The 20554-nt window shown below is 39.4% G+C and carries 18 protein-coding genes; 11 read left to right on the top strand and 7 right to left on the bottom strand.

Annotated elements, in window-relative coordinates; all coding sequences use genetic code 11:
- Positions 1–43 precede the first annotated feature (43 nt).
- Entirely contained in the window at positions 44–937 is an 894-nt protein-coding gene (locus JYB62_RS19110) for a flavin reductase family protein (protein ID WP_205647005.1), read from the top strand.
- 28 nt (positions 938–965) lie between these two features.
- On the opposite strand, the gene sppA is transcribed toward JYB62_RS19110, so the two are convergent.
- Positions 966–2732 carry a signal peptide peptidase SppA gene (gene sppA / locus JYB62_RS19105; protein ID WP_205647004.1) on the bottom strand — a complete coding sequence of 589 codons (1767 nt, stop codon included), beginning with the start codon at positions 2730–2732 and terminating at the stop codon, positions 966–968.
- Positions 2733–2803: 71 nt separating this feature from the next.
- On the opposite strand from sppA, the gene folK reads away from it, so the two are divergent.
- Positions 2804–3289, top strand: a complete 486-nt coding sequence (folK, locus tag JYB62_RS19100; RefSeq protein WP_205647003.1) for a 2-amino-4-hydroxy-6-hydroxymethyldihydropteridine diphosphokinase — start codon at positions 2804–2806, stop codon at positions 3287–3289.
- Positions 3290–3312: 23 nt separating this feature from the next.
- On the opposite strand, the gene fabD is transcribed toward folK, so the two are convergent.
- The 3 genes from fabD to JYB62_RS19085 are packed head-to-tail and all read right to left on the bottom strand — an operon-like array spanning position 3313 to position 7459.
- Positions 3313–4188, bottom strand: a complete 876-nt coding sequence (gene fabD / locus JYB62_RS19095) for an ACP S-malonyltransferase (RefSeq protein ID WP_205647002.1) — start codon at positions 4186–4188, stop codon at positions 3313–3315.
- 53 nt (positions 4189–4241) lie between these two features.
- A complete protein-coding gene (locus tag JYB62_RS19090) occupies positions 4242–4682 on the bottom strand; it encodes a thiol-disulfide oxidoreductase DCC family protein (RefSeq protein WP_205647001.1) in 441 nt (146 codons plus the stop codon).
- Complete coding sequence (locus tag JYB62_RS19085; RefSeq protein WP_205647000.1) at positions 4679–7459, bottom strand: T9SS type B sorting domain-containing protein; 2781 nt, start codon at positions 7457–7459, stop codon at positions 4679–4681. The genes JYB62_RS19090 and JYB62_RS19085 overlap by 4 nt, the downstream gene beginning before the upstream one ends.
- Positions 7460–7775: 316 nt before the next feature.
- Between JYB62_RS19085 and JYB62_RS19080 the strand changes: the two genes are divergently transcribed.
- The 9 genes from JYB62_RS19080 (at position 7776) to JYB62_RS19040 (ending at position 17308) form a co-directional block, all read left to right on the top strand.
- Positions 7776–8459, top strand: a complete 684-nt coding sequence (locus JYB62_RS19080) for a succinate dehydrogenase cytochrome b subunit (RefSeq protein WP_205646999.1) — start codon at positions 7776–7778, stop codon at positions 8457–8459.
- A 13-nt stretch (positions 8460–8472) separates the two neighbouring features.
- Positions 8473–10407 carry a fumarate reductase/succinate dehydrogenase flavoprotein subunit gene (locus JYB62_RS19075; protein WP_205646998.1) on the top strand — a complete coding sequence of 645 codons (1935 nt, stop codon included), beginning with the start codon at positions 8473–8475 and terminating at the stop codon, positions 10405–10407.
- 25 nt (positions 10408–10432) lie between these two features.
- Positions 10433–11182, top strand: coding sequence for a succinate dehydrogenase/fumarate reductase iron-sulfur subunit (locus tag JYB62_RS19070; protein ID WP_205646997.1), 750 nt, complete (start codon positions 10433–10435; stop codon positions 11180–11182).
- Between the two features lie 316 nt (positions 11183–11498).
- The gene (locus JYB62_RS19065; protein WP_205646996.1) at positions 11499–12272 is read left to right on the top strand and encodes a CPBP family intramembrane glutamic endopeptidase; all 774 of its coding nucleotides are present in this window, start codon (positions 11499–11501) and stop codon (positions 12270–12272) included.
- A gap of 174 nt (positions 12273–12446) precedes the next feature.
- Positions 12447–13319, top strand: a complete 873-nt coding sequence (locus JYB62_RS19060) for a DUF5694 domain-containing protein (RefSeq protein ID WP_243431645.1) — start codon at positions 12447–12449, stop codon at positions 13317–13319.
- A 379-nt stretch (positions 13320–13698) separates the two neighbouring features.
- The gene (locus JYB62_RS19055; RefSeq protein ID WP_205646995.1) at positions 13699–15135 is read left to right on the top strand and encodes a sodium:solute symporter family protein; all 1437 of its coding nucleotides are present in this window, start codon (positions 13699–13701) and stop codon (positions 15133–15135) included.
- Positions 15132–15572 carry a GNAT family N-acetyltransferase gene (locus JYB62_RS19050; protein ID WP_205646994.1) on the top strand — a complete coding sequence of 147 codons (441 nt, stop codon included), beginning with the start codon at positions 15132–15134 and terminating at the stop codon, positions 15570–15572. Before JYB62_RS19055 ends, JYB62_RS19050 begins: the two co-directional genes overlap by 4 nt.
- A complete protein-coding gene (locus JYB62_RS19045) occupies positions 15573–16646 on the top strand; it encodes an alanine racemase (RefSeq protein WP_205646993.1) in 1074 nt (357 codons plus the stop codon).
- Between the two features lie 71 nt (positions 16647–16717).
- Positions 16718–17308 carry a porin family protein gene (locus JYB62_RS19040; RefSeq protein ID WP_205646992.1) on the top strand — a complete coding sequence of 197 codons (591 nt, stop codon included), beginning with the start codon at positions 16718–16720 and terminating at the stop codon, positions 17306–17308.
- Between the two features lie 46 nt (positions 17309–17354).
- Here JYB62_RS19040 and JYB62_RS19035 read toward each other — a convergent pair whose 3' ends face one another.
- From JYB62_RS19035 to JYB62_RS19025, 3 genes are all read right to left on the bottom strand, one after another.
- Complete coding sequence (locus tag JYB62_RS19035; protein WP_205646991.1) at positions 17355–18443, bottom strand: SO2930 family diheme c-type cytochrome; 1089 nt, start codon at positions 18441–18443, stop codon at positions 17355–17357.
- A gap of 2 nt (positions 18444–18445) precedes the next feature.
- Positions 18446–19738, bottom strand: a complete 1293-nt coding sequence (locus JYB62_RS19030) for a parallel beta-helix domain-containing protein (RefSeq protein ID WP_205646990.1) — start codon at positions 19736–19738, stop codon at positions 18446–18448.
- Positions 19739–19817: 79 nt separating this feature from the next.
- Positions 19818–20381, bottom strand: coding sequence for a Crp/Fnr family transcriptional regulator (locus JYB62_RS19025; protein WP_205646989.1), 564 nt, complete (start codon positions 20379–20381; stop codon positions 19818–19820).
- Positions 20382–20554: the final 173 nt, after the last annotated feature.

Raw genomic sequence — 20554 nt, 5'->3', positions numbered from 1 at the left:
AGAAAAATATTTAAGTTTTAAAATTGCGTTCTAATTTAAGAATATGAAAACCATCTATCCCAATGACCTCGCACCTGTGGAATTTCATGCACTTCTTCAAGGAAGTATAGCTCCCAGGCCGATTGCTTTTGTAAGTACTGTAGATTTAAAAGGAAATGTAAACTTAAGTCCCTTTAGTTTCTTTAACCTATTTAGCACCAATCCTCCCATTTTGATTTTTTCCCCTTCAAGAAGGGTAAGGGATAATACAACCAAACATACACTGGAGAATGTAAAGGAGGTGCCAGAAGTAGTCATTCATGTGGTGGGGTTTAATTTAGTGGAGCAAATGTCTCTAGCCAGTACAGAGTATGAAAAGGGTGTGAATGAATTTGTGAAGGCTGGTTTGACCGAGATGCCTTCTGCCAAGGTAAGGCCACCTCGGGTAAAAGAGGCTCCAATTGCCTTTGAATGTAAAGTCAATGAGGTGAAGCCATTGGGAGAAGTAGGGGGATCGGGGAACCTGGTAATCTGTGAAGTGATGGTCGCTCATATTTCAGAGGATATCCTGGATGAGTCAGGAAGAATTGATCCTCATAAATTAGATGCTGTGGCGAGATTAGGAGGGAACTGGTATTCCAGAGCAAGCGGGGATTCCTTATTTCAGATTCCAAAACCATTGAGAACTAAAGGAATTGGGATAGATCAAATCCCTGATGAAATAAAAAATAGTTCTATCCTCACAGGAAATAACCTAGGTAGATTAGGGAATGTTGAGCACTTACCATCCCAAGAAGAGGTGGAAGCCTATTCTTATCGTCCTGAAATCCAGGAAATCCGGGTTAGGTTTGTCAATGATGAAGAATCATGGCTAGACCATATCCATTTATTGGCTCAGGAAAAGTTGAGGCTAGGGGAAATGGAGGAAGCTTGGAAAATATTACTTCAGAAGAGATAAAGAAAGCGGCTTGAAAAAGCCGCTTTCTTTATTTGATGATGTATTCCAAAGGCATCCTTACCTGAATCCCTTGGTAATTTTTCAGTTTTTGAGCTTGCTGATACAAGGTAAAGTTTTCACCCAACTCGGACTTTAGCATTTTTAGCTTCACGTTATCTCCAAAATCACTCATCAATTGCTCAAACCAAGGTTTCTTTTGAGGATAATAGACCACTCGGTAATCATCACCTGCATTGATCCGCTGTGCAGCTAATTCGATGGTGTCATCTAAGCCTCCTAAGACATCCACCAACCCTCTTTCGATGGCTTGGTTTCCTGTCCAAACTCTTCCCGAAGCGACTTCCTTTACGTCTTCTGCACTCATTCCTCTGCCTTCGGCAACTTTAGAAATAAAAGTCTCATATCCTTTTTCTACACTTGTTTGAACAATTTTCCGCTCTACTTCAGTCAGATCACGAGTAGGGTTCATAAAGTCAGAAAGCTCCCCGGTTTCAACCACATCGGTAGTGATTCCAAGCTTGTCATTTAGCAGCTCCTTGGTGTTGAACCATAAACCAAAAATACCAATCGAACCAGTGATGGTGTTAGGTTGAGCCACAATGGTATCGGCAGGAGCCGAAATGTAATAGCCTCCTGAGGCAGCTACCTCACCCATAGAAACATAGACAGGTTTCACTCTTTTTGCCTCTACCATTTCTCTCCAAATTACCTCCGAAGCCAGCACAGAACCTCCAGGTGAGTTTACTCTCAGTACGATGGCTTTGATATTGTCATCTTTCCTTGCCTTTCGGATTTCCTTGGCAAATTTATCTGAGCTGATCACTCCTTCTGCATCTCCGCTGACAATCTCGCCTTCTGCTAGGATCACCGCAATTCTATTTCTGGAAGTGATATTTTTAGATTTTACAGTGGTGTTTAATTTGGTGGCGTTGATGGTGGAAATATTATCATCCTCAGACAAACCAAGCTTCTCTTTTAATTTGGTATGGATTTCATCTTCATATGCCAAATCAGTGACCAAGTTATAAGTAACGGCGTCCTCTGGCTCACGAACGAGCATGAGGTTGTTTGTTTTGGTCAAAGAATCCAAATTGATACCTCGAGATTCTGCAATTCCTTTTAATGCATTCGCATTGATGTCGGACAAAAATGCCTGAGTTTGGAGCCTGTTTTCATCGGACATTTTCTTCAATATGAAAGGTTCCACAGCACTCTTGAATTCACCCACTCTAAATACTTCAGGCTTAATCCCTACTTTTTCAAATAAGCCCGTAAAAAATAAAACATCAGAGGAATAGCCATTAAAATCAATTTCTCCCATAGGGTTTAGGTAAATTTCATCTGCTACAGATGCCAGGTAATATCCTCCCTCTGTATATACCTCGTCATAAGCTAAAATGAATTTACCTGAAGTTTTAAAATCTTCAAATGCTTCTCGAAGTTCTAATAGGTTGGCTTGACCTGCCAGCACAAATCCCGTATTGAGGTAAATTCCTTTAATGTTTGGATTGGTTTTAGCTTCTTCAATTGCCTTTTTTAGGTTGATCAGACCTGCCGTATTAGGTTGGCCAAAAACAGATCCAAAAATCGGAAAATCTAAATCGTCTTCACTGGTACGCTCTACAATGGTCCTGCCGTTGAGATTAAGATGGAGAATGGTGTTTTCTTTCACTGTCACCTCGTCATTTCCTGAGGCGGCAATCATGCCGATAATCCCGAAACAAACAAGAATGCTTAATACACTGAATATAATTAGACCCACAATTACTGCGAGTACATTACCTAAGAATCTCATATTTAGATTAAGTTAAGATGCGAAAATAACCTATTTTGGCGAATGATAATAAGTAGAATCGTACGAATGACATGAAGTCAAAGGTTACTTTAATTTTAGGAGGAAACAGAGGGGATCGGGAGTTATTGTTAAATGAAGCAGTAAAATTTATAACGGAGAGGAATACACTTTTGTTGAAGTCTTCTGTTTATGAAACGGAAGCATGGGGAGGAATTGCCGAAGGTCCCTTTCTGAATCAGGTGATTCAGGTTAGATCCTCCTTTGATCCCATGACTTTTTTAGGCTTCATTCAGAAAATTGAGACTGATTTAGGAAGAAGGAGAGCCGAACATTGGGGAGACCGCACCATGGATATTGATGTGTTATTTTGGAACGACCGGATCATAGACACTCCGGAACTTAAAATACCTCATCCTTTTATGTCCCAAAGGAAGTTCGTGTTGGTGCCACTGGCTGAAATTCTACCAGAATTTGTCCATCCGATTTGGAAAAAAACATCGAGGGAATTATTGAGTCTTTGTGAAGATGATTCAATAGTTTACTTATATAAAAAATAACCCCGCCTGAGCGGGGTTTATTATTAGAGACCGGAAACCTCAGCTTCTGCATGAATTTTCTTGACCAATCCTTGGAGTACTTTTCCTGGGCCACATTCCACAAATTCGGTAGCTCCATCTTTCACCATATTTTGTACAGATTGAGTCCATTTAACAGGTGCAGTAAGTTGAGCAATTAGATTTGCTTTGATGTCTGCAACATCACTGACTGCTGTAGTACATACATTTTGGTATACAGGGCAGATCGGCGTATTGAATTGAGTTGCTTCAATTGCCTTTTTCAATTTTTCACTAGCTGGCTCCATCAATGGAGAATGGAAAGCTCCACCAACCGGTAGTGGTAATGCTCGTTTTGCTCCCGCCTCTTTCATTTTCTCACAAGCGATTTCAATCCCTTTGTTGGAACCAGAAATCACTAATTGACCAGGACAGTTATAGTTGGCAGGCACCACGATTTCATCCGTAATTCCTGCACAGATTTCTTCTACTTTTTCGTCAGCCAAGCCCAAAATCGCAGCCATGGTAGATGGATTGATCTCGCAGGCTTCCTGCATCGCCAATGCTCTTTGATACACCAATTTCAAGCCATCTTCAAATGCTAAGGTCCCATTTGCAACCAAGGCAGAAAACTCTCCTAAGGAATGTCCAGCTACCATATCCGGAGCAAAATCAGGAGTGGTTTTGGCCAGTACTACTGAGTGAAGAAAAATAGCGGGTTGGGTGACTTTTGTTTGCTTGAGCTCTTCAGCTGTTCCGTTAAACATGATGTCTGTTATTCTAAAGCCTAATATTTCATTGGCTTGCTCAAACAATGCTTTTGCTTGTGAATTTTCCTCGTAAAGGGCTTTTCCCATTCCGGGAAATTGGGCGCCTTGGCCCGGAAAAACAAATGCTTTCATTCAATTGGATTTTGTTGTTCGGCAAATATAAGGCTTTTCGACCAGCAGATGGTCTAGACTTTTGCAGAGAGATAGTCAGGAAGATTTTCTTCTGTTAAGAATTTCTGTCGTTCCTTTTCGGTGGGAAGTCTACAGGTAGATTTTTTTCCAAACCACTTGTATCTGTTTTTACCAATCCAGTCATAAAAGAAATCTCTAAAACTTTCTGGAAGTATGATCAGAGGGTGTAAAAGAGGCCATAGTCCTGAAAGATTTTTTGCGATTTTTAGGGCGGCAGTACTTTTATAATAGATTTGATTTGATTCGAGAAGTAAAATAGAGTCTAGGTAGTTTTTATCTACCTCGAACTCCTCAAGAACCTTTTTACTGGTTTCATCTTGCAAAGCTCCCACTAAGAAATGATCCTTTTTGTCTCTTTGGATTACAAAATCAATAGAAGTATTACACAAGTTGCATACCCCATCAAAGAATATGATGGATCGCTTTTGACTCATCGTATTAGTTGTATTGTTCCTTTTAAACTTTCAGATTGTTGGCTAGGGTCTAATACATCATAAGTAACTGTACCAGAATAATAGTAAGTACCCGCTGGAAGTTCATTTCCATTCTTGTCTCTTCCGTCCCATCTGATGAAAATGTCATTTTCATTCGATTCAAGGCTGTTGTAAGAGAATACCTCTGCACCCCATCTGTTGACAATGAATATTTCCACTCCAATCACGAATCGTGGACACTCTGAGAATGGATTATCAAATGCCATGAAGGTCTCATTCAGACCATCTCCATTCGGAGTAAATGCATTTGGAAGATTATAAGAAGGACAATTTTCTACGCATACGATATTACTTGGCTCACTTTCATTTCCAGATCGATCCACCGCTGTAATGTAATAACAACCTCTGTAGGTAGTCAACTGGCTGATTCGAGTTTGTAATTCCAGTGCCGAAATTTCTTTAATTAGGGTAAATTCGCTGTCCTCTCCATCTGAGGTGTAATACAATCTAAATCCACTCAACTCGTCGTCGCATTCTCCACCGAAGTCAGGCTCCCAACTCAAATCGTGGTAGAAAGTGGACGTGTTACATGGTTGCTCCGCCAAGTACTCCTCACAGAGAGGTCCCTCAAAAGTCAATACTGGTGGACATGGCAATCTGTTGTCATCAGGTTTTGCACAAACGATTTGAGACTTGTTTTCTAATGGATATACCAAACCATCTACATTATAAGAACCTTTAGTAATGACATAGTAGCAATACTCAATTTCTCTTTCCAGTGGAATGCCGTTAAAGCTGCCATCATCCAAGTAGGTAAAACCATCCTGAGTGACATCTACTTCTGCTATTTTCACAAAGGTGTCCTCATCTTGAGAAGCCGCGTCCGTTCTATTTCTATACACTTCATGCGTGTATTGCTGCACTGCATTATTCCATGGAACTTTGAATTCCCAGTTCAATTCAATAGCCTGATTAATGATGGTCGGCTGCAACCAAACAGAAGATGCTTTAGAGGAGGTGTCAATTTTGGTGTCACGGTCTAATAGGATTACCTCGTAGTTATAGACCAAGTTTTCAGTATTCAATCCTGTGTCAGTAAACAAGGTATCGGAAGTGACTCCAAGAGAAATTTGATCTTGGTCGCCGTCAAACCCTGTGTTTCTGAGTAATTCATAGGTGAATGGTCCTGGATAGACAGTTCGGTCTATGTCATATGGCGGTGTCCATTTTACAAAGATTTCTCCATCGGAAGGATCGGTATTTTCTACACTGACATTGGTGATGATGGGTACATCCACATCCACCGTGATACAGATTTCTTCCGACACTACACTTTCTCCCGATCTAGGAGATGGGAATGCAGCAACCAATCTGTAACAATAGGTATTGCCCGGATCTAACCCTTCAGAACCATTAAGATCCGTGAAGCTGAAGGTAGACATATCAGTAATTCCTACCAATTCATAGCCTGGACGTATGCCCGTTTCACAGCTGTCTGGTTCGTATGGATCAGAATTAATTCTTCTCCAAACCTGCATTTCACTGGCAGAATTTGAGCAAGTATAAGGATCCCAAGTAAGTTCGGCGGTCCTGCCTGCTTGTTGTTCAATGTCGTCAAATACAGGAGGTGGACCGATCACTTTGATTCTCCAGGTCTGGATATCTACCAAACTAGGCCCTGAAGCAGGCTGATCCGAAATGCGGACACGTACATCATATTCCCTTGCTCTTACATGATTGCAGACTGTCTGCCAACTGAAGTTTACAATGCCCGGGCTAGGTTGGTAATCGCCATCATCTGGAGAATAGGTAGCTGGTGAGGTCGTAATTTCTATAGGTTCTCCATATACATCAATTCTGATTGGGTCCCCATCCGGATCGGAACCTTGAATAATTTCTTCAATGAGAGTTCCGGCTTCCACACAGATATCTGGAGGTAATATTAATTCAGGTCTTCGGTTATCCGAATTCTCGATAATGATCTGCATATCGCGGATCACATAGCCAATCTGCACCCATTCTCCATCAAGTTTCCGAAATTCCTTGATTTTAAAAGCCACATTAAACTGCCCCGCTGTTCCCGGGGCATCCCATATTAAATCTCCAAAAATGGGGTCTAAAGTTAAGAAAGCTGGAGTGCTTCCATCTTGCTGATTAAAGCTAAATTCTGAAGAAGCTGGGCTTCTATAGTTATTTACTGGTCGTTGAAAAGCCTGTTTTGGGATATCCATTTCATAGGCCAAACTGTCCCCATCCGGGTCATATGCACCAGGATTATGGATATATCTGGAATTGATGGCTCCATTATCTACAGGTGGGATGGTCAAAACCGGTGAATTGTTGACTCCGATAAATGGGTCAATGGTAATTTGAGTTTCTACATAAAAAGGAGTGTCGACCGAATTGTCCATATTTAGAGTACGGTCATTTCTATTAAATTCCTGAAAACGAATATTATAAACTCCAGGGCCTTGGTAGGTGTGGGTGATGACAAACGTGTTTTTTTCAATTTGATCACCTAAACTTTCCACCAAAGAAAAATCACTTTCAGTATTAAGTTGTTCGTCGCGTCCATCTCCAAAATTGATGTTACCAGGACCGAAAACTACACTGGATCGGGTATCTGTATACCCAACAACAATAATCCTGTAGGTAAGAGTTTGGACGGAAATTCTTTCAGCAATGATTTCACCTGCTCTGATGTGTGTTGCCCAAGCATTGGACAAACCGAAGAGAAAGAATAGTAAAAAAAATCCTAAGGAAAGTTTCAGTTTCATGTTGGTCAATTTGATCGGGTCAATTTGAGATACGTTTTTCTAGAAAACGTGGTTTGTTGGTAATTCAAAACTATGATTTTCTACCTATACGAAATAAACGGAAGAAAGTAGAAAATCCAGTTAAAATCAAACAATAAAATTTAACAAAGTGTTGCAGTACCAAATCAAATACTAAAATAGCATAAATGAATTTAGTTATTTAGAAACGATTAAAATAAGCAATCCTTATTTACTTGGATTGTTTACTAAGTCATCCAAATGTAAATTTGGCTCCAATAATTATAAGAATTCGTTCTAATCTAATCGCACTAACTGTATGAGCTGGGTTACCAAAACCTTAAGTAGCACACTAGGCAGGAAATTGATCATGGCATTGACCGGACTTTTCCTCATCCTGTTTTTGACAGGGCACGTTTCCGGAAACTTACTTTTATTTAAAAGTGACGGAGGCGAAGCATTTAATATTTACGCTAAGTTTATGACTACCAATCCTGCGGTAAAGTTGTTGTCATATTTGACTTACATCTCTATCATAGGACATGTCATTTATTCGATTATGCTTTCTAGCAAGAATAAAGCGGCAAGGCCTGTTGGTTATGCTGTTTCTAAGGCGTCTACCAATTCAAGCGCTGCTTCCAGAAACATGGGGGTATTAGGAACTATCATCCTATTATTTATTGTGGTGCATATGCAGAGCTTTTGGGCTCAGATGCATTGGGGTTCAATCCCAACTGTCACTTATGGTGGTGAAGAGTACAAGGATTTATACACCATTGTGAAGGCTGCATTCCAGATTGAATGGATGGTTGCACTTTATGTCATCGCGATGATCTTTTTGGGTATTCACCTTTCCCATGGATTCGCCAGTGCCTTCCAGACGTTGGGTTTGAACCATAAAAAATACACGCCAGCCATCGAAGGCTTAGGCAAACTTTATTGCATTGTGGTACCTGCGCTTTTCGCAAGTATGCCGCTGTACATCTATTTTACACAGAGCTAATCCATAGTCCCGTATGATACTAGATTCAAAATCACCTGCAGGCCCTTTAGCTGAAAAGTGGACCAAACATAAGTTTACCAGCAAATTGGTAAACCCTGCAAACAAAAGAAAATACGAAGTAATTGTAGTTGGTACCGGATTAGCTGGTGCATCCGCAGCCGCCTCTTTGGCGGAACTTGGATACAACGTGAAAGCATTTTGTTTTCAAGATAGTCCGAGAAGAGCACACTCCATTGCTGCGCAAGGAGGGATCAATGCTGCCAAGAATTACCAGAATGACGGTGACTCCGTTTTTAGATTGTTTTATGACACCATCAAAGGTGGTGACTATAGAGCAAGAGAGTCCAATGTTTACAGACTAGCCGAAGTTTCTGTCAATATTATTGACCAATGCGTGGCGCAAGGGGTTCCTTTTGCCCGTGAATATGGTGGATTGCTTGCCAACCGATCTTTTGGTGGTGCGCAGGTTTCCAGAACCTTCTATGCACGGGGCCAAACTGGACAGCAGTTATTGTTAGGTGCCTATTCTGCCTTGAGCCGTCAGGTTGCTAATGGTAAAGTAAAGCTGTATCCAAGAACGGAAATGATGGATTTGGTGACCATTGATGGGGAAGCTAGAGGAATTGTGACCAGAAACTTAATCACTGGAGCGATCGAAACGCATGCAGCTCACGCTGTATTGCTTTGTACGGGCGGATATGGTAACGTATTCTTCCTTTCTACCAATGCCATGGGGTCCAATGTGACTGCCGCTTGGAGAGCACATAAGAAAGGAGCGTATTTTGCGAATCCTTGCTATACTCAGATTCACCCAACTTGTATCCCTGTTTCCGGAGATCATCAGTCTAAATTGACTTTGATGTCTGAGTCCCTTAGAAATGACGGAAGAGTATGGGTGCCAAAGACAGTGGAAATGGCTGAAAAATTGAGAAAAGGCCAGATCAAACCATCTGAAATCAAAGATGAGGACAGAGATTATTACTTAGAAAGAAAATATCCAAGTTTCGGTAACCTCGTTCCTCGTGACGTGGCGTCCAGAAATGCGAAATATGTGTGTGATGAAGGAAGAGGTGTCAATGAAACCGGTGAAGCGGTATTCTTGGATTTCAGAGATGCCATTATAAGAGATGGAGAAGATGCCATCCGAGCTAGATATGGTAACTTGTTTGATATGTATCAGCAGATCACCGGAGAAAATCCATATCAAACTCCGATGATGATTTATCCTGCTGTTCACTACACCATGGGTGGACTTTGGGTAGATTATAATTTGATGACTACAGTACCAGGGTTGTATGCCTTGGGAGAAGCGAACTTCTCAGATCACGGTGCCAACAGACTAGGGGCTTCTGCCTTGATGCAAGGATTGGCAGATGGTTATTTTGTCATCCCTTATACATTAGGAGACTATCTAGCACAAAATCTAGCTAAGAAAGTAGATACGAGCCATCCTGAGTTTGCCAAAGCTGAAGCAGAGGTAAAAGCCAAAATCCAGAAATTACTTTCTATTAATGGGAGCAAGACCGTAGATTATTTCCATAAGAAGCTGGGAAAAATCATGTGGAATGAATGTGGAATGGCCAGAACTGCTGAAGGATTGACTAAAGCAAAAGCTGAAATCAAGCAATTGAGAGCTGAATTCTGGAAGGACGTGAAAGTGTTGGGAGCCAATGAAGAATTGAACCAGTCATTGGAAAAAGCGCATCGTGTAGCAGATTTCTTGGAATTAGGAGAATTGATGGTGGATGATGCATTGAATAGAAATGAATCTTGTGGAGGACACTTCAGAGAGGAATACCAAACTCCGGAAGGAGAGGCTTTGCGTGACGATGAAAACTTTGCTTACGTGGCCGCTTGGAAATACATGGGTGATGAGGAAGAAGAGGAGCTTAACAAAGAGCCTCTTGTGTTTGAGAACGTGAAGTTGACCCAGAGATCTTACAAATAATCGCTAGACTAAAATTCATAGCTATATGAAATTGACATTGAAAGTATGGAGACAAAAGAACGCTTCTGATCAAGGAGGTTTTGTCAATTATCCATTGGATGGAATTTCCAAGGATATGTCCTTTTTAGAAATGTTGGATGTACTGAATGAGGAACTTTCCGAAAAAGGAGAAGACCCGGTACACTTTGACCACGATTGCCGTGAAGGTATTTGCGGGATGTGTTCCTTGTACATCAATGGAAAGCCTCATGGACCTCAGCAGACTACTACTTGTCAGCTACACATGAGATCTTTCTCAGATGGAGATACCATTACCATTGAACCTTGGAGAGCGAAAGCATTTCCAGTGGTAAAAGATTTGGTGGTAGACAGATCAGCATTCGATAGAATTATCCAGGCTGGAGGGTACGTTTCCGTCAACACAGGTGGTGTTCCAGATGCAAATGAGATTCCAATTCCCAAGGTCATTGCAGATGAAGCATTTGACGCAGCGACTTGTATTGGATGTGGAGCTTGTGTAGCGGCGTGTAAGAATGCTTCTGCGATGCTATTTACTTCCGCCAAAATCTCTCAGTTGGCTTTGTTGCCACAGGGTCAGGTAGAGAAAAAAACCAGAGCAGAAAAAATGATCGCTCAAATGGATGCGGAAGGTTTTGGAGCATGTACTAATACCGGAGCTTGTGCGGCAGAATGTCCAAAAGAAATCAGTTTGACAAACATTGCGAGAATGAATAGAGAGTATTTCTCTGCAGTCATCAGTAGCGATAATGTTTAAATAACAACTTAATCATTGAGAAAAGCCGACATTAGTCGGCTTTTTTTGGTTTTGGGTAGATTGTATTAGATGAAGTAAGAGTTGCGTATATATTCATTTTTTGGGATATATGCGCAACTCTTGGTTTTTTGGAGGGTGTGAGTTAGTATTTAAGTATTTTTCAGGGGATTAGGTTCGGAGCAGGGATAGGTGTGATTTTTTGAGAAGATTATTTCCTGTTTTGAAAGACTGAATGAGTTAGTTGATAAGTAGATAAAATTAGATTACAGAAAAAAGAAGACTATTTTCAGATCTGTCAAAATTATAAACTTTGAGTATGCAAGAAAAAAAGGAAATCATCCTATTCTCCACATTTGCTTTAGGCTTAAGTTCATTAATTTGTTATATCTCTTACGAAACAAATAATTCCAACTTATCCATATTATCTGTTTTTACACCATCAATTCTTGCTCTTGTATATACAGCGATCAATAAAGGAAAGAAAGGTGTTTATGAATTATTTGTTAAACAAACAATTAAGAAAACGAGAATCAAATGGCTTATTCTTTCCTTGATAGGAATTCCTCTGGTTGGTTCTTTAGCGATGCTCACATTCTTGAATTTTGATGTTTCAAAGTTTAGCTTAAGAACTTATCAACTGATGCCTCAAATTGTTGTTATCATATTAATAGCACTTGGAGAGGAATATGGCTGGAGAGGATTTTTACTTCCAAGATTGATGAATAAATTCAATCTGTTCTATTCAAGTATAATACTTGGTCTAATATGGGGTTTCTGGCATTTTCCGGCATATCTGATTGGAGCAGGGGTTCCATTACAAATGAACTTTATGGTTTTTTTATTATGGGTTATTCTGGGGACACTTTTTATTAGTTGGATTTATTACTACACAAAAAGCGTACTAACATCTATACTGGCTCATATCGGTGCCAATGCAGCTTTTAATTACCTCCTTATTTTACCGGAGTTTACTGGAAGCATGATTACCTTTTGGATTTTTATACTCTATATGTCAATTATGATGATGATTGTTTTTTATGTCAGAAGAAAAGATTTAGTAAAAGGCTATAACAAAGTAATTAAAAAATAGCGGTGTAAATGGTAATCCAAAAAAGTATAAACACAAAAAAATAAAGGTCAATGTGAAACTGAAAAGTTGGTAGTTTAAATCCTCTACTTTTCATATACAAGATCGTTAGCGGAAATCCGGAAGCAACCTTTAGCAGCTAAACAGCATCTACCTAGGAAACACTACTATTTAATCATGAAGCTTCTCCCCTCTTTTAGTAATTTACTTATAGGCTTGATTCTATTGCTTTTTTCATCATGCACTGATCAACAAACTCCAAAAGATTCACAATTGAAACTACCATCTGAGTTCTTTCCCAAGAGTAAAACTCAAGTCTTGGTTGTTGGGACTTTCCACTTTGACTATCCAGGTCTTGATGTGTTGAAAACGGAAGACAAGTTAAAGATTGATGTTTTGATTGAGCCCAAAAAATCTGAAGTCACAGAATTGGTGGAGTACATAAAAAGATTTAAACCTAACAAGGTTGCAATTGAAGCATCGGATAAATGGAAGGCTACAGACAAACTTCGTAGATATAAAAATGGTGAATTTCGTGAGGAACGTAGTGAAAGTTTTCAGTTAGGAATTCGCCTAGCTACTGAGCTTGATCTTGACACAATCTATGCAATAAATGCTTGGAGCTATGCAGATGATATGGAGAAAAAGGATTCTATTTCTTACAAAGAGTTATTCAAAGATTATGATTTTCAAAGTAATGATCCATACGATGAATATATGAGAGATTGGTATGAAGAAGAAAAGAAACTTATTTCAACTACGAATCTCCTAGATGTATTTAAATGGATGAACTCTCGTGAATCTCACAATTATGGATATGGTGCTTATTTGGTTGGTGATTTTAAACTTGATGATTATAGAGGCGCTGATATTGTTTCAATGTGGTGGTATAACAGAAATATGCGAATTTTTCGAAATATTCAGAAAATAACAGAAAGTAAAAATGATCGTATCCTTGTCATTTTTGGTAATGGTCATGTGCCAATTTTACGACAACTTTTGGAGGCTTCCCCTGAATATGATTTTGTAGAGTTTGACAGCTTTGAATGATCGTGTATGATTACAAAAAAAATCTTTAGATAAACCATAGACCTCCAATCTAAAAAGAAATAGAATGGCGCTAATTAAATAGATAGCATTGTTTTATTTTATAAATAGTATAAAGAGAATTAAAGACTTCATTGAATTTTTAGCGCTCCTTGCCCATAAGGAATTAGTTGGGGAACATAAAGTAATAGACTTCAACCATTTTTTCAGGAATAAAAAGCCAATTTTCTTGAAAGCTTAAAAATTAAACTATTCCAATAATTAATTATACTAATAATAAAAAATCAATATTAAAAAGCTCAAAATTCGATTAATTGAGCATAAAAGCATAACTTTGAAAAGTTATAATTTAGAATGAATTTATTACAAATCAAAATAGGGTATGAGTTGGATAGATCTGGGGATCTTTTTGGCCTACATGCTGGCAATGCTAGGTGTGGGATTTTTTTACATGAAGAAAAACACAGATCAGGAGGATTATTACGTAGGGGGGAGGAATATAGGTAGCTGGCATATTGGACTTTCCGTCGTAGCTACTGATGTAGGAGGAGGATTTTCAATAGGTTTGGGCGGATTGGGTTTTGCCATGGGGATTTCAGGCTCCTGGATGCTTTTCACCGGATTATTGGGGGCTTGGTTAGCAGCCGTCTTATTGATACCAAGAGTTAAATCAGATCCTGCTTTTTCAAATTTTTTTACATTTCCACAGATTATAGGGCATCTCTATAATTCCAATGCAGCAAGAGTCGCTGCAATCATCTGTTTTTTGGGCTACTTGGGATTTACTTCTTCACAATTGTTGGCAGGAGCGAAATTGGCTTCAGGGACATTTGAAGCATTAGACTTACATTATGCCTTACTCATTATGGGTGGTATTGCAGTTGTATATACCGTGATGGGCGGATTAAAAGCAGTGATCTATACCGACACCATTCAATGGATCATTTTGATGCTAGGGTTGATGTTTATCGGCGTACCAATGGCTTATCATTTTGTAGGTGGATGGGAAGGAATTTCAAGCACACTTCCAGCATCTTTCTTTTCCTTTTCAAACCTAAGTTGGCAAGATTTAGCCAATTGGGGAATTACTATTGTCCCAATTTGGTTTGTAGGTATGACGCTCTATCAACGGATCTTTGCAGCGAGGGACGTGCGATCCGCAAAAAAGGCCTGGTTTATTGCAGGCTTATTTGAATGGCCGATCATGGCTTTCCTTGGAGTTTCATTAGGTCTACTTTCCAGAGTGGCGGTAGAGCAGGGAGTATTGGAAGGCTTTGGTTTGGGGATGGACCCAGAGATGGGATTACCTGTCTTATTGAGCCAGATCTTACCGGCAGGGATTTTAGGATTAATGATGTCCGCTTATTTCTCAGCGGTGCTTTCTACTGCAGATTCCTGTTTGATGGCCGCATCGGGTAATCTTACCACAGATTTATTGGGTAGATTTATGAAAGGGAAGACACACAAGCAAGAAATTCGTTTGAGTCAAATCCTTACCTTAATCATTGGTGGAGTAGCTATTCTAATTGCATGGCAAATGACAGAAGTGCTTAGCCTGATGTTATATAGTTATGCATTTATGGTTTCGGGCCTGTTAATCCCGGTCATTGGAGGATTGTTTTTTAATCAAAACAATGGGACTGCTGCAGTAGTTTCTATGATTGCAGGTGGGTCGGTTACAGCTGGCCTGACGATTGCAGAAGTAGCTCTACCTTTCGATTTGGATGCCAATTTATTTGGCCTCCTAATCTCATTGCTGGCATTTTTGTCAGTAACTTATTTTCAAAAACTAAATAGTTCAAAGTTAAAATCTATATGATCAAGCTAGAAACACTTTCAGCGATTGATTCCGCTACTTTCCTGCAAAAAAATGAAATTGCAGATTTCCTATTCCATCATCTGGATAAGTATGGAGATCCAAAAGATGATATCATGAAATGCCTTGACTATGCTTTAGATCAAGGGCTCCATGCAGGTGGATTTGTCGTAATGGCGAGAGAAAAAGGGAAAATTTTAGGGGCTCTAGTAATGAACAAAACTGGAATGTCTGGATATATTCCCGAGAATATATTAGTTTATATAGCTGTAGACGAGTCCCAAAGAGGAAAAGGTATTGGGGGGAAATTGATGGAAATGGCAATTAAAATGGCCAATGGAGCCATTGCCCTCCACGTTGAACCTGATAATCCAGCTAAAAAGCTGTATGAAAGACTAGGCTTTACCAACAAATATCTCGAAATGAGATTAACAAAATAAATGGCTTATCTGACTTTAAATAAGACCAAGCTCAAGACAAATTTTGAGTTTCTCAAAAAACTTTTTGATGAGAAATCCATTTCCTGGGGAGTGGTTTCCAAACTTCTTTGTGGAAACAGAACTTTTCTTGAGGAACTAATCAATCTGGGCGTACGAGAAATTCACGATAGCAGGATTAGCAATTTAGCCATGGTTAAAACTATTAATCCTGATGTTCAAACCGTATACATTAAACCTGTTTCCAAAAGGAATGTGGGAAAGATGGTGGAATTTGCTGATGTGAGTTTGAACAGTGAGCTAGATACGATTCACTGGATCAGTGAAGAAGCAGTGCTTCAAAAAAAGAAGCACAAAATTATCATCATGGTTGAGACCGGAGACCTTCGTGAAGGAGTAATGGGTGAACAATTAGTGGAATTTTATTCCCAGATTTTTCAATTGCCCAACATTGAAGTGATCGGGTTAGGCACCAATTTAAATTGCTTAAATGGGGTCATGCCTTCTACTGATAAGTTGATCCAACTTTCGCTTTACAAGCAAATCATCGAATTAAAATTCAATAAGAAAATCCCTTGGGTTTCTGCAGGGACTTCTGTGACTATTCCCTTGATTTTAAACCATCAATTACCATTGGGGATTAATCATTTCAGAGTTGGAGAAACCCTTTATTTTGGCTTGGACTTATTCGAGGAAAAACTAATTGAGGGGATGAAAGCAGATGTGTTTGAACTGCATGCAGAGATTATTGAAATGCAGGAAAAGCCCTTGTTACCCGTTGGGAATCTGGCAGCTAACCCTCAGGGAGAGGTGGCGGAGATTGATACTGAACTCTATGGGAAAAGCTCTTTCCGAGCAATCTTGGATATTGGGCTTTTGGATGTGGATCCAAAATACCTGATCCCAAAAGACCAGAGCTTTGAAATCTTAGGTGCAAGTTCGGATATGATCATCATCAACCTGGGAGAAAACCCTGCAGAATATAAAGTAGGGGACACCTTGAATTTTGAATTGAAGTACATGGGAGCACTAGGTTTGTTGAACTCCGATTATGTAGATAAAAAAGTCATCAGCTAATAGCGTTTTATCTGTATTTCCACTTTGGCATAACTCTGGGATAATAGAAGGGAAACCAACTATTAAAACAAATGAAAAAGTTATTGCTAGTAATTGCCTTCGGATTTATTGGGATTTCAGCCACTCAAGCCCAAACAAAAAACTTGGGAGGTTTTGGAATTAGAGGGGGTGCCAATCTATTCAATTTTGGTGGTTCGGATGGAGAAGAAAATGACTATACCAACCGAGTAGGATTTCATGCTGGTATTTATACGATGATGTTTGCCACCGATCGTTTTGCCATAGAGCCAGGGATCTATTACTCTGTAAAAGGAACCCAAAATAATGATGCAGTGGATAGTCGAGCCATCTTCAATTATGTGGATGTGCCTGTATTGTTCAGGCTTTATCCTTCCAAAGGATTGAATGTCTTTGCTGGTCCACAGATTTCGTTTCTAGCCAGCTCGAAATATGAAGGAGATTTCTTTGGCTCTACCATTTACTTTGAAGGAGATAATGCCAAAGAAACTGATTTGGGCCTAGTCTTTGGAGTGGGCTATAATCTTCCGCAAGGCTTCAATGTACAGGGGTCTTACGATTATGGAATGACTCCGATCTTTAAAAACAGTGATGCGGATGTGTATAATCGAGGATTTAAAGTTTCCCTAGGGTATACCTTTTAATTATAAAATAAGAAAGAGGGGACCGAATCACCGAACCCCTCTTTTTCTATTTATCCATAGAGTTAATCCATTCCCGGATCAATGCCACTCCTTCCTGATGGATGGTCGTCCTTCCCAATTCAGGCATAGCTATCCCAACTTCCGTGGAATTCATTCGGTAGGTAATAATTGATTCATCAGCTTTTCCTGGCACTATGTCATAATCAAAAGCACCTGCTCCATTTCCAGCAGCTACAGGGGTTTTCATGACACCAAGTTTCATAGGATCTTTTTGATCAAATTGTAAAAACAGTCCAGAAGTGCTAGCAGGACCTTCGGATTGATGGCAGTGTGAGCAATTGATATCCAAGTAAGCCATAGCTCGATCCGATAGGGCTTGCGTCTCATCTGCGTAATTTACCAAGGAAGGATGGTTGTCAGGGCCATCGAATCCTTCAAGAACTCCCTTCTCCTTCCAATAGGTCAATTGGTTTTGAATTTTTTGACCTATTTTCATTTCATGATTCAGGTGTTTGATTTTTACTCCAATTGGGGCTAATTGCTCTGAACTGTTATGGCAGGTTTTGCATTGGTTTTTGTTTGGGATCAAATAATTAATCACTTGCTCTTCACCATTTTCATGAATGAATTTTACCTCTTTTTCTCCCCCAACGACTTTCAAAACTGCATCCGTCTGTTCCTCATTCCAGATATATGGGAAAGCTTCCCACCCTTTTTCTGAATGGATCAATAACCGGGTTTCAATAATCTTCTTATTCTCTTCTGGCTTATTAAAATCAGTAGGATAGTAAAAGTTTTTGATAAGAATTGTACCTGTTGGAAACAGGAAGTCTCCTTCTTGAATCTTCACTTTTTCGGAGGCAGGAATAGCAATAAATCTGCTTTTTAGGGCATAATCCGTAAAAAGGGAGGATGCGGGTTCATAAGGCAAAATAGAAGATGATGGTTGGAGCTCTTTCATTTCTCCTTCGAAGAACCCATAGGTAGATAATCTTTGATAAGGATAATCTCCATCTGCAAGCTCTTCTTTAAGAGGTTCTTGTGGGAGTGGCTGAACTTCCTTCGTAGACTCTTTGCAAGAAATTAACAAGCAGATACCTACCAGTCCAATTATTCTAGAAGTATTTTTTAGCATGATTAAAGAGAGGCCAAGTTGGATACGTCTGTAGATACATTCACATTGCATCCTTGAAATGGGTCGTAATCTTTGAAAGATTTAATATTGTCTTCTCCATCCATTAGATAAAACATGGTAAAGTGGAGTTTATCCATTCCCTCTTCCTGCAAGCAAATCCGCATGGGGTTGGTTTCTATATTATCGCTTATTTCTGTATCCCAGATTCCATCATATATGATATCTTGGGTTTTTGCTTTTCCATGGGCATTATACACCGAAATCAATTGTCCTAGTTCCCGGGTCAAATCAGGGATTTTAAGCGTGCGCTTATAGCTATTGTCGTGAATATAAATATCATGGGAATAAGGAGACCAATTTGGAGCTTCTGATGGAAAGCCAGTAATCTGATAGCTGGCAATAGCCAGACCAGTAGTTTTATTTCTGTGGATCTTATTGTTGAAAATCTCTACTTCTTTTGCAGCCAATAAGATGATACCCGAACCTGGAGGGATCATGGTGACGGTATTTCCATTGGGACCATCTCCAAGGGGAGTAGCAAAGTTTTCATGGTTGTTGTCAATGATTTCATTATTGTAAATTTTGGTTCCCCTGCCATCCGATTTTGGAAGTCCAGGAAGGTTGAAAACCAATATACCGCCGGAATTATCTCTGGCTACATTGTCAAATACCTCGGCATTGTCACAATTTTCTATCTCTATACCAGCAACATTCCCAAAGGCAAGTGAATTTTTGACTATAATATTTTCAGATTGCCCCACATAAATTCCAGCATCTTTGGAATGAGAGGCGATGCAGCCATCAATCACTACATTTTTACATTGTACTGGATAAATGGCATATGTCCCATTTTTTGATTTGTCACCGTTCGTCCAGGTGACATTCAATTTCCGAAAGGTAATTCCATCGGTGTGTTGGGATTTTATACCATCTCCAGGAGCATCTTCGACACTGAAGTTTTCCAACAAAATGTTCTCCCCTACAATTTTGACCCCTTCCCCTCCGGTTTTCAAATTCCTGAATGAAAGGACAGATTGATCCATTCCTGCTCCAATGATTTTGATATTCTTTTTATTATCTAAAATCAACTGGGTTTTCAGATCGTAAAAAAGAGGTTCTATAGTAATGGTGCCACCATCTTCCACCAAAATGAAATCTTCCACCAATTTTTCCACTTGTGTTTCTGTGGCTCTAGGTAATTTAGAAGAGTCGAATGTCTGCTCATTGGATCGGCTACTACAAGCTGCCAGGATCAAAAAAAGTGCAAGGATTGGAAGTTGAATAGAATGATTCATGGCGTTTTGGTTGAAATAAATATACTTCTGCAAAGATTGACATGCTTTGCAAAAAATACTATTGACAAAAATCAATTAATTAGATTTTACTTCTGATCCTACTCAGGGTTTCAATACTCATGTCCAAATAGGATGCGATATGCCCAACAGAAGCTTTCTGAATTACTTTGGGGCGATACTCCATGAGTTCTAAATATCTTTCTTTTGCTGTCTTGAATTTGGAAAATATTTGCCGCTCCTCCAGTACGATGTAATATTCCTCTAAAATCAACCGATAAGCCCGTTCTGTTTCAGGGTAATTCACAAACATGTTCTCAAGCGTATCATGTGAAATTCGATAAGCCTTACTTTTTTCTAAGGTTTCGATGTTTTCATACGAAGGCTTTCTAGTGATAAAGGAATGCATCGCAGTCACAAACTCACCAGCCAGAGTGAAAGAAACAGTAATGTCTCTATTGTTTCTACTGTAATAACTTCTGGCAGCTCCTTCTGAAAAGTAATACAAGTATTGGCTCACTTCGCCTTCTTTAGCAAGCAAATCCCCCTTGTTGAACTCTACCTCCTCGAGATTGCTCAAAAAACCTGTCTTTGCGCTGTCGCTCAAAAATGGGAATTTGTCAAAAATGCCAAGAATCTTTTCCATGTATTCTGTAGAAAAAGTCTAATCGATTGATTTTAAAATGAAAAGCTTCTGCTAGTTTTAGGAAGTAAATTAAATAATCTAGATTAGATGAGCGATTTTTCTTTGGAAAACATTTAAAAATACTCTCTTCTTCATTAATAAAATTGTTTAAAAAGACATTTAATCAACGACTT

It is taken from the genome of Algoriphagus lutimaris, assembly GCF_017051705.1.
Taxonomy (GTDB): Bacteria; Bacteroidota; Bacteroidia; order Cytophagales; family Cyclobacteriaceae; genus Algoriphagus; species Algoriphagus lutimaris.
The sequence above is the reverse complement of the archived record's forward strand: the minus strand, read 5'-3'. Positions and strand labels throughout refer to the sequence as shown.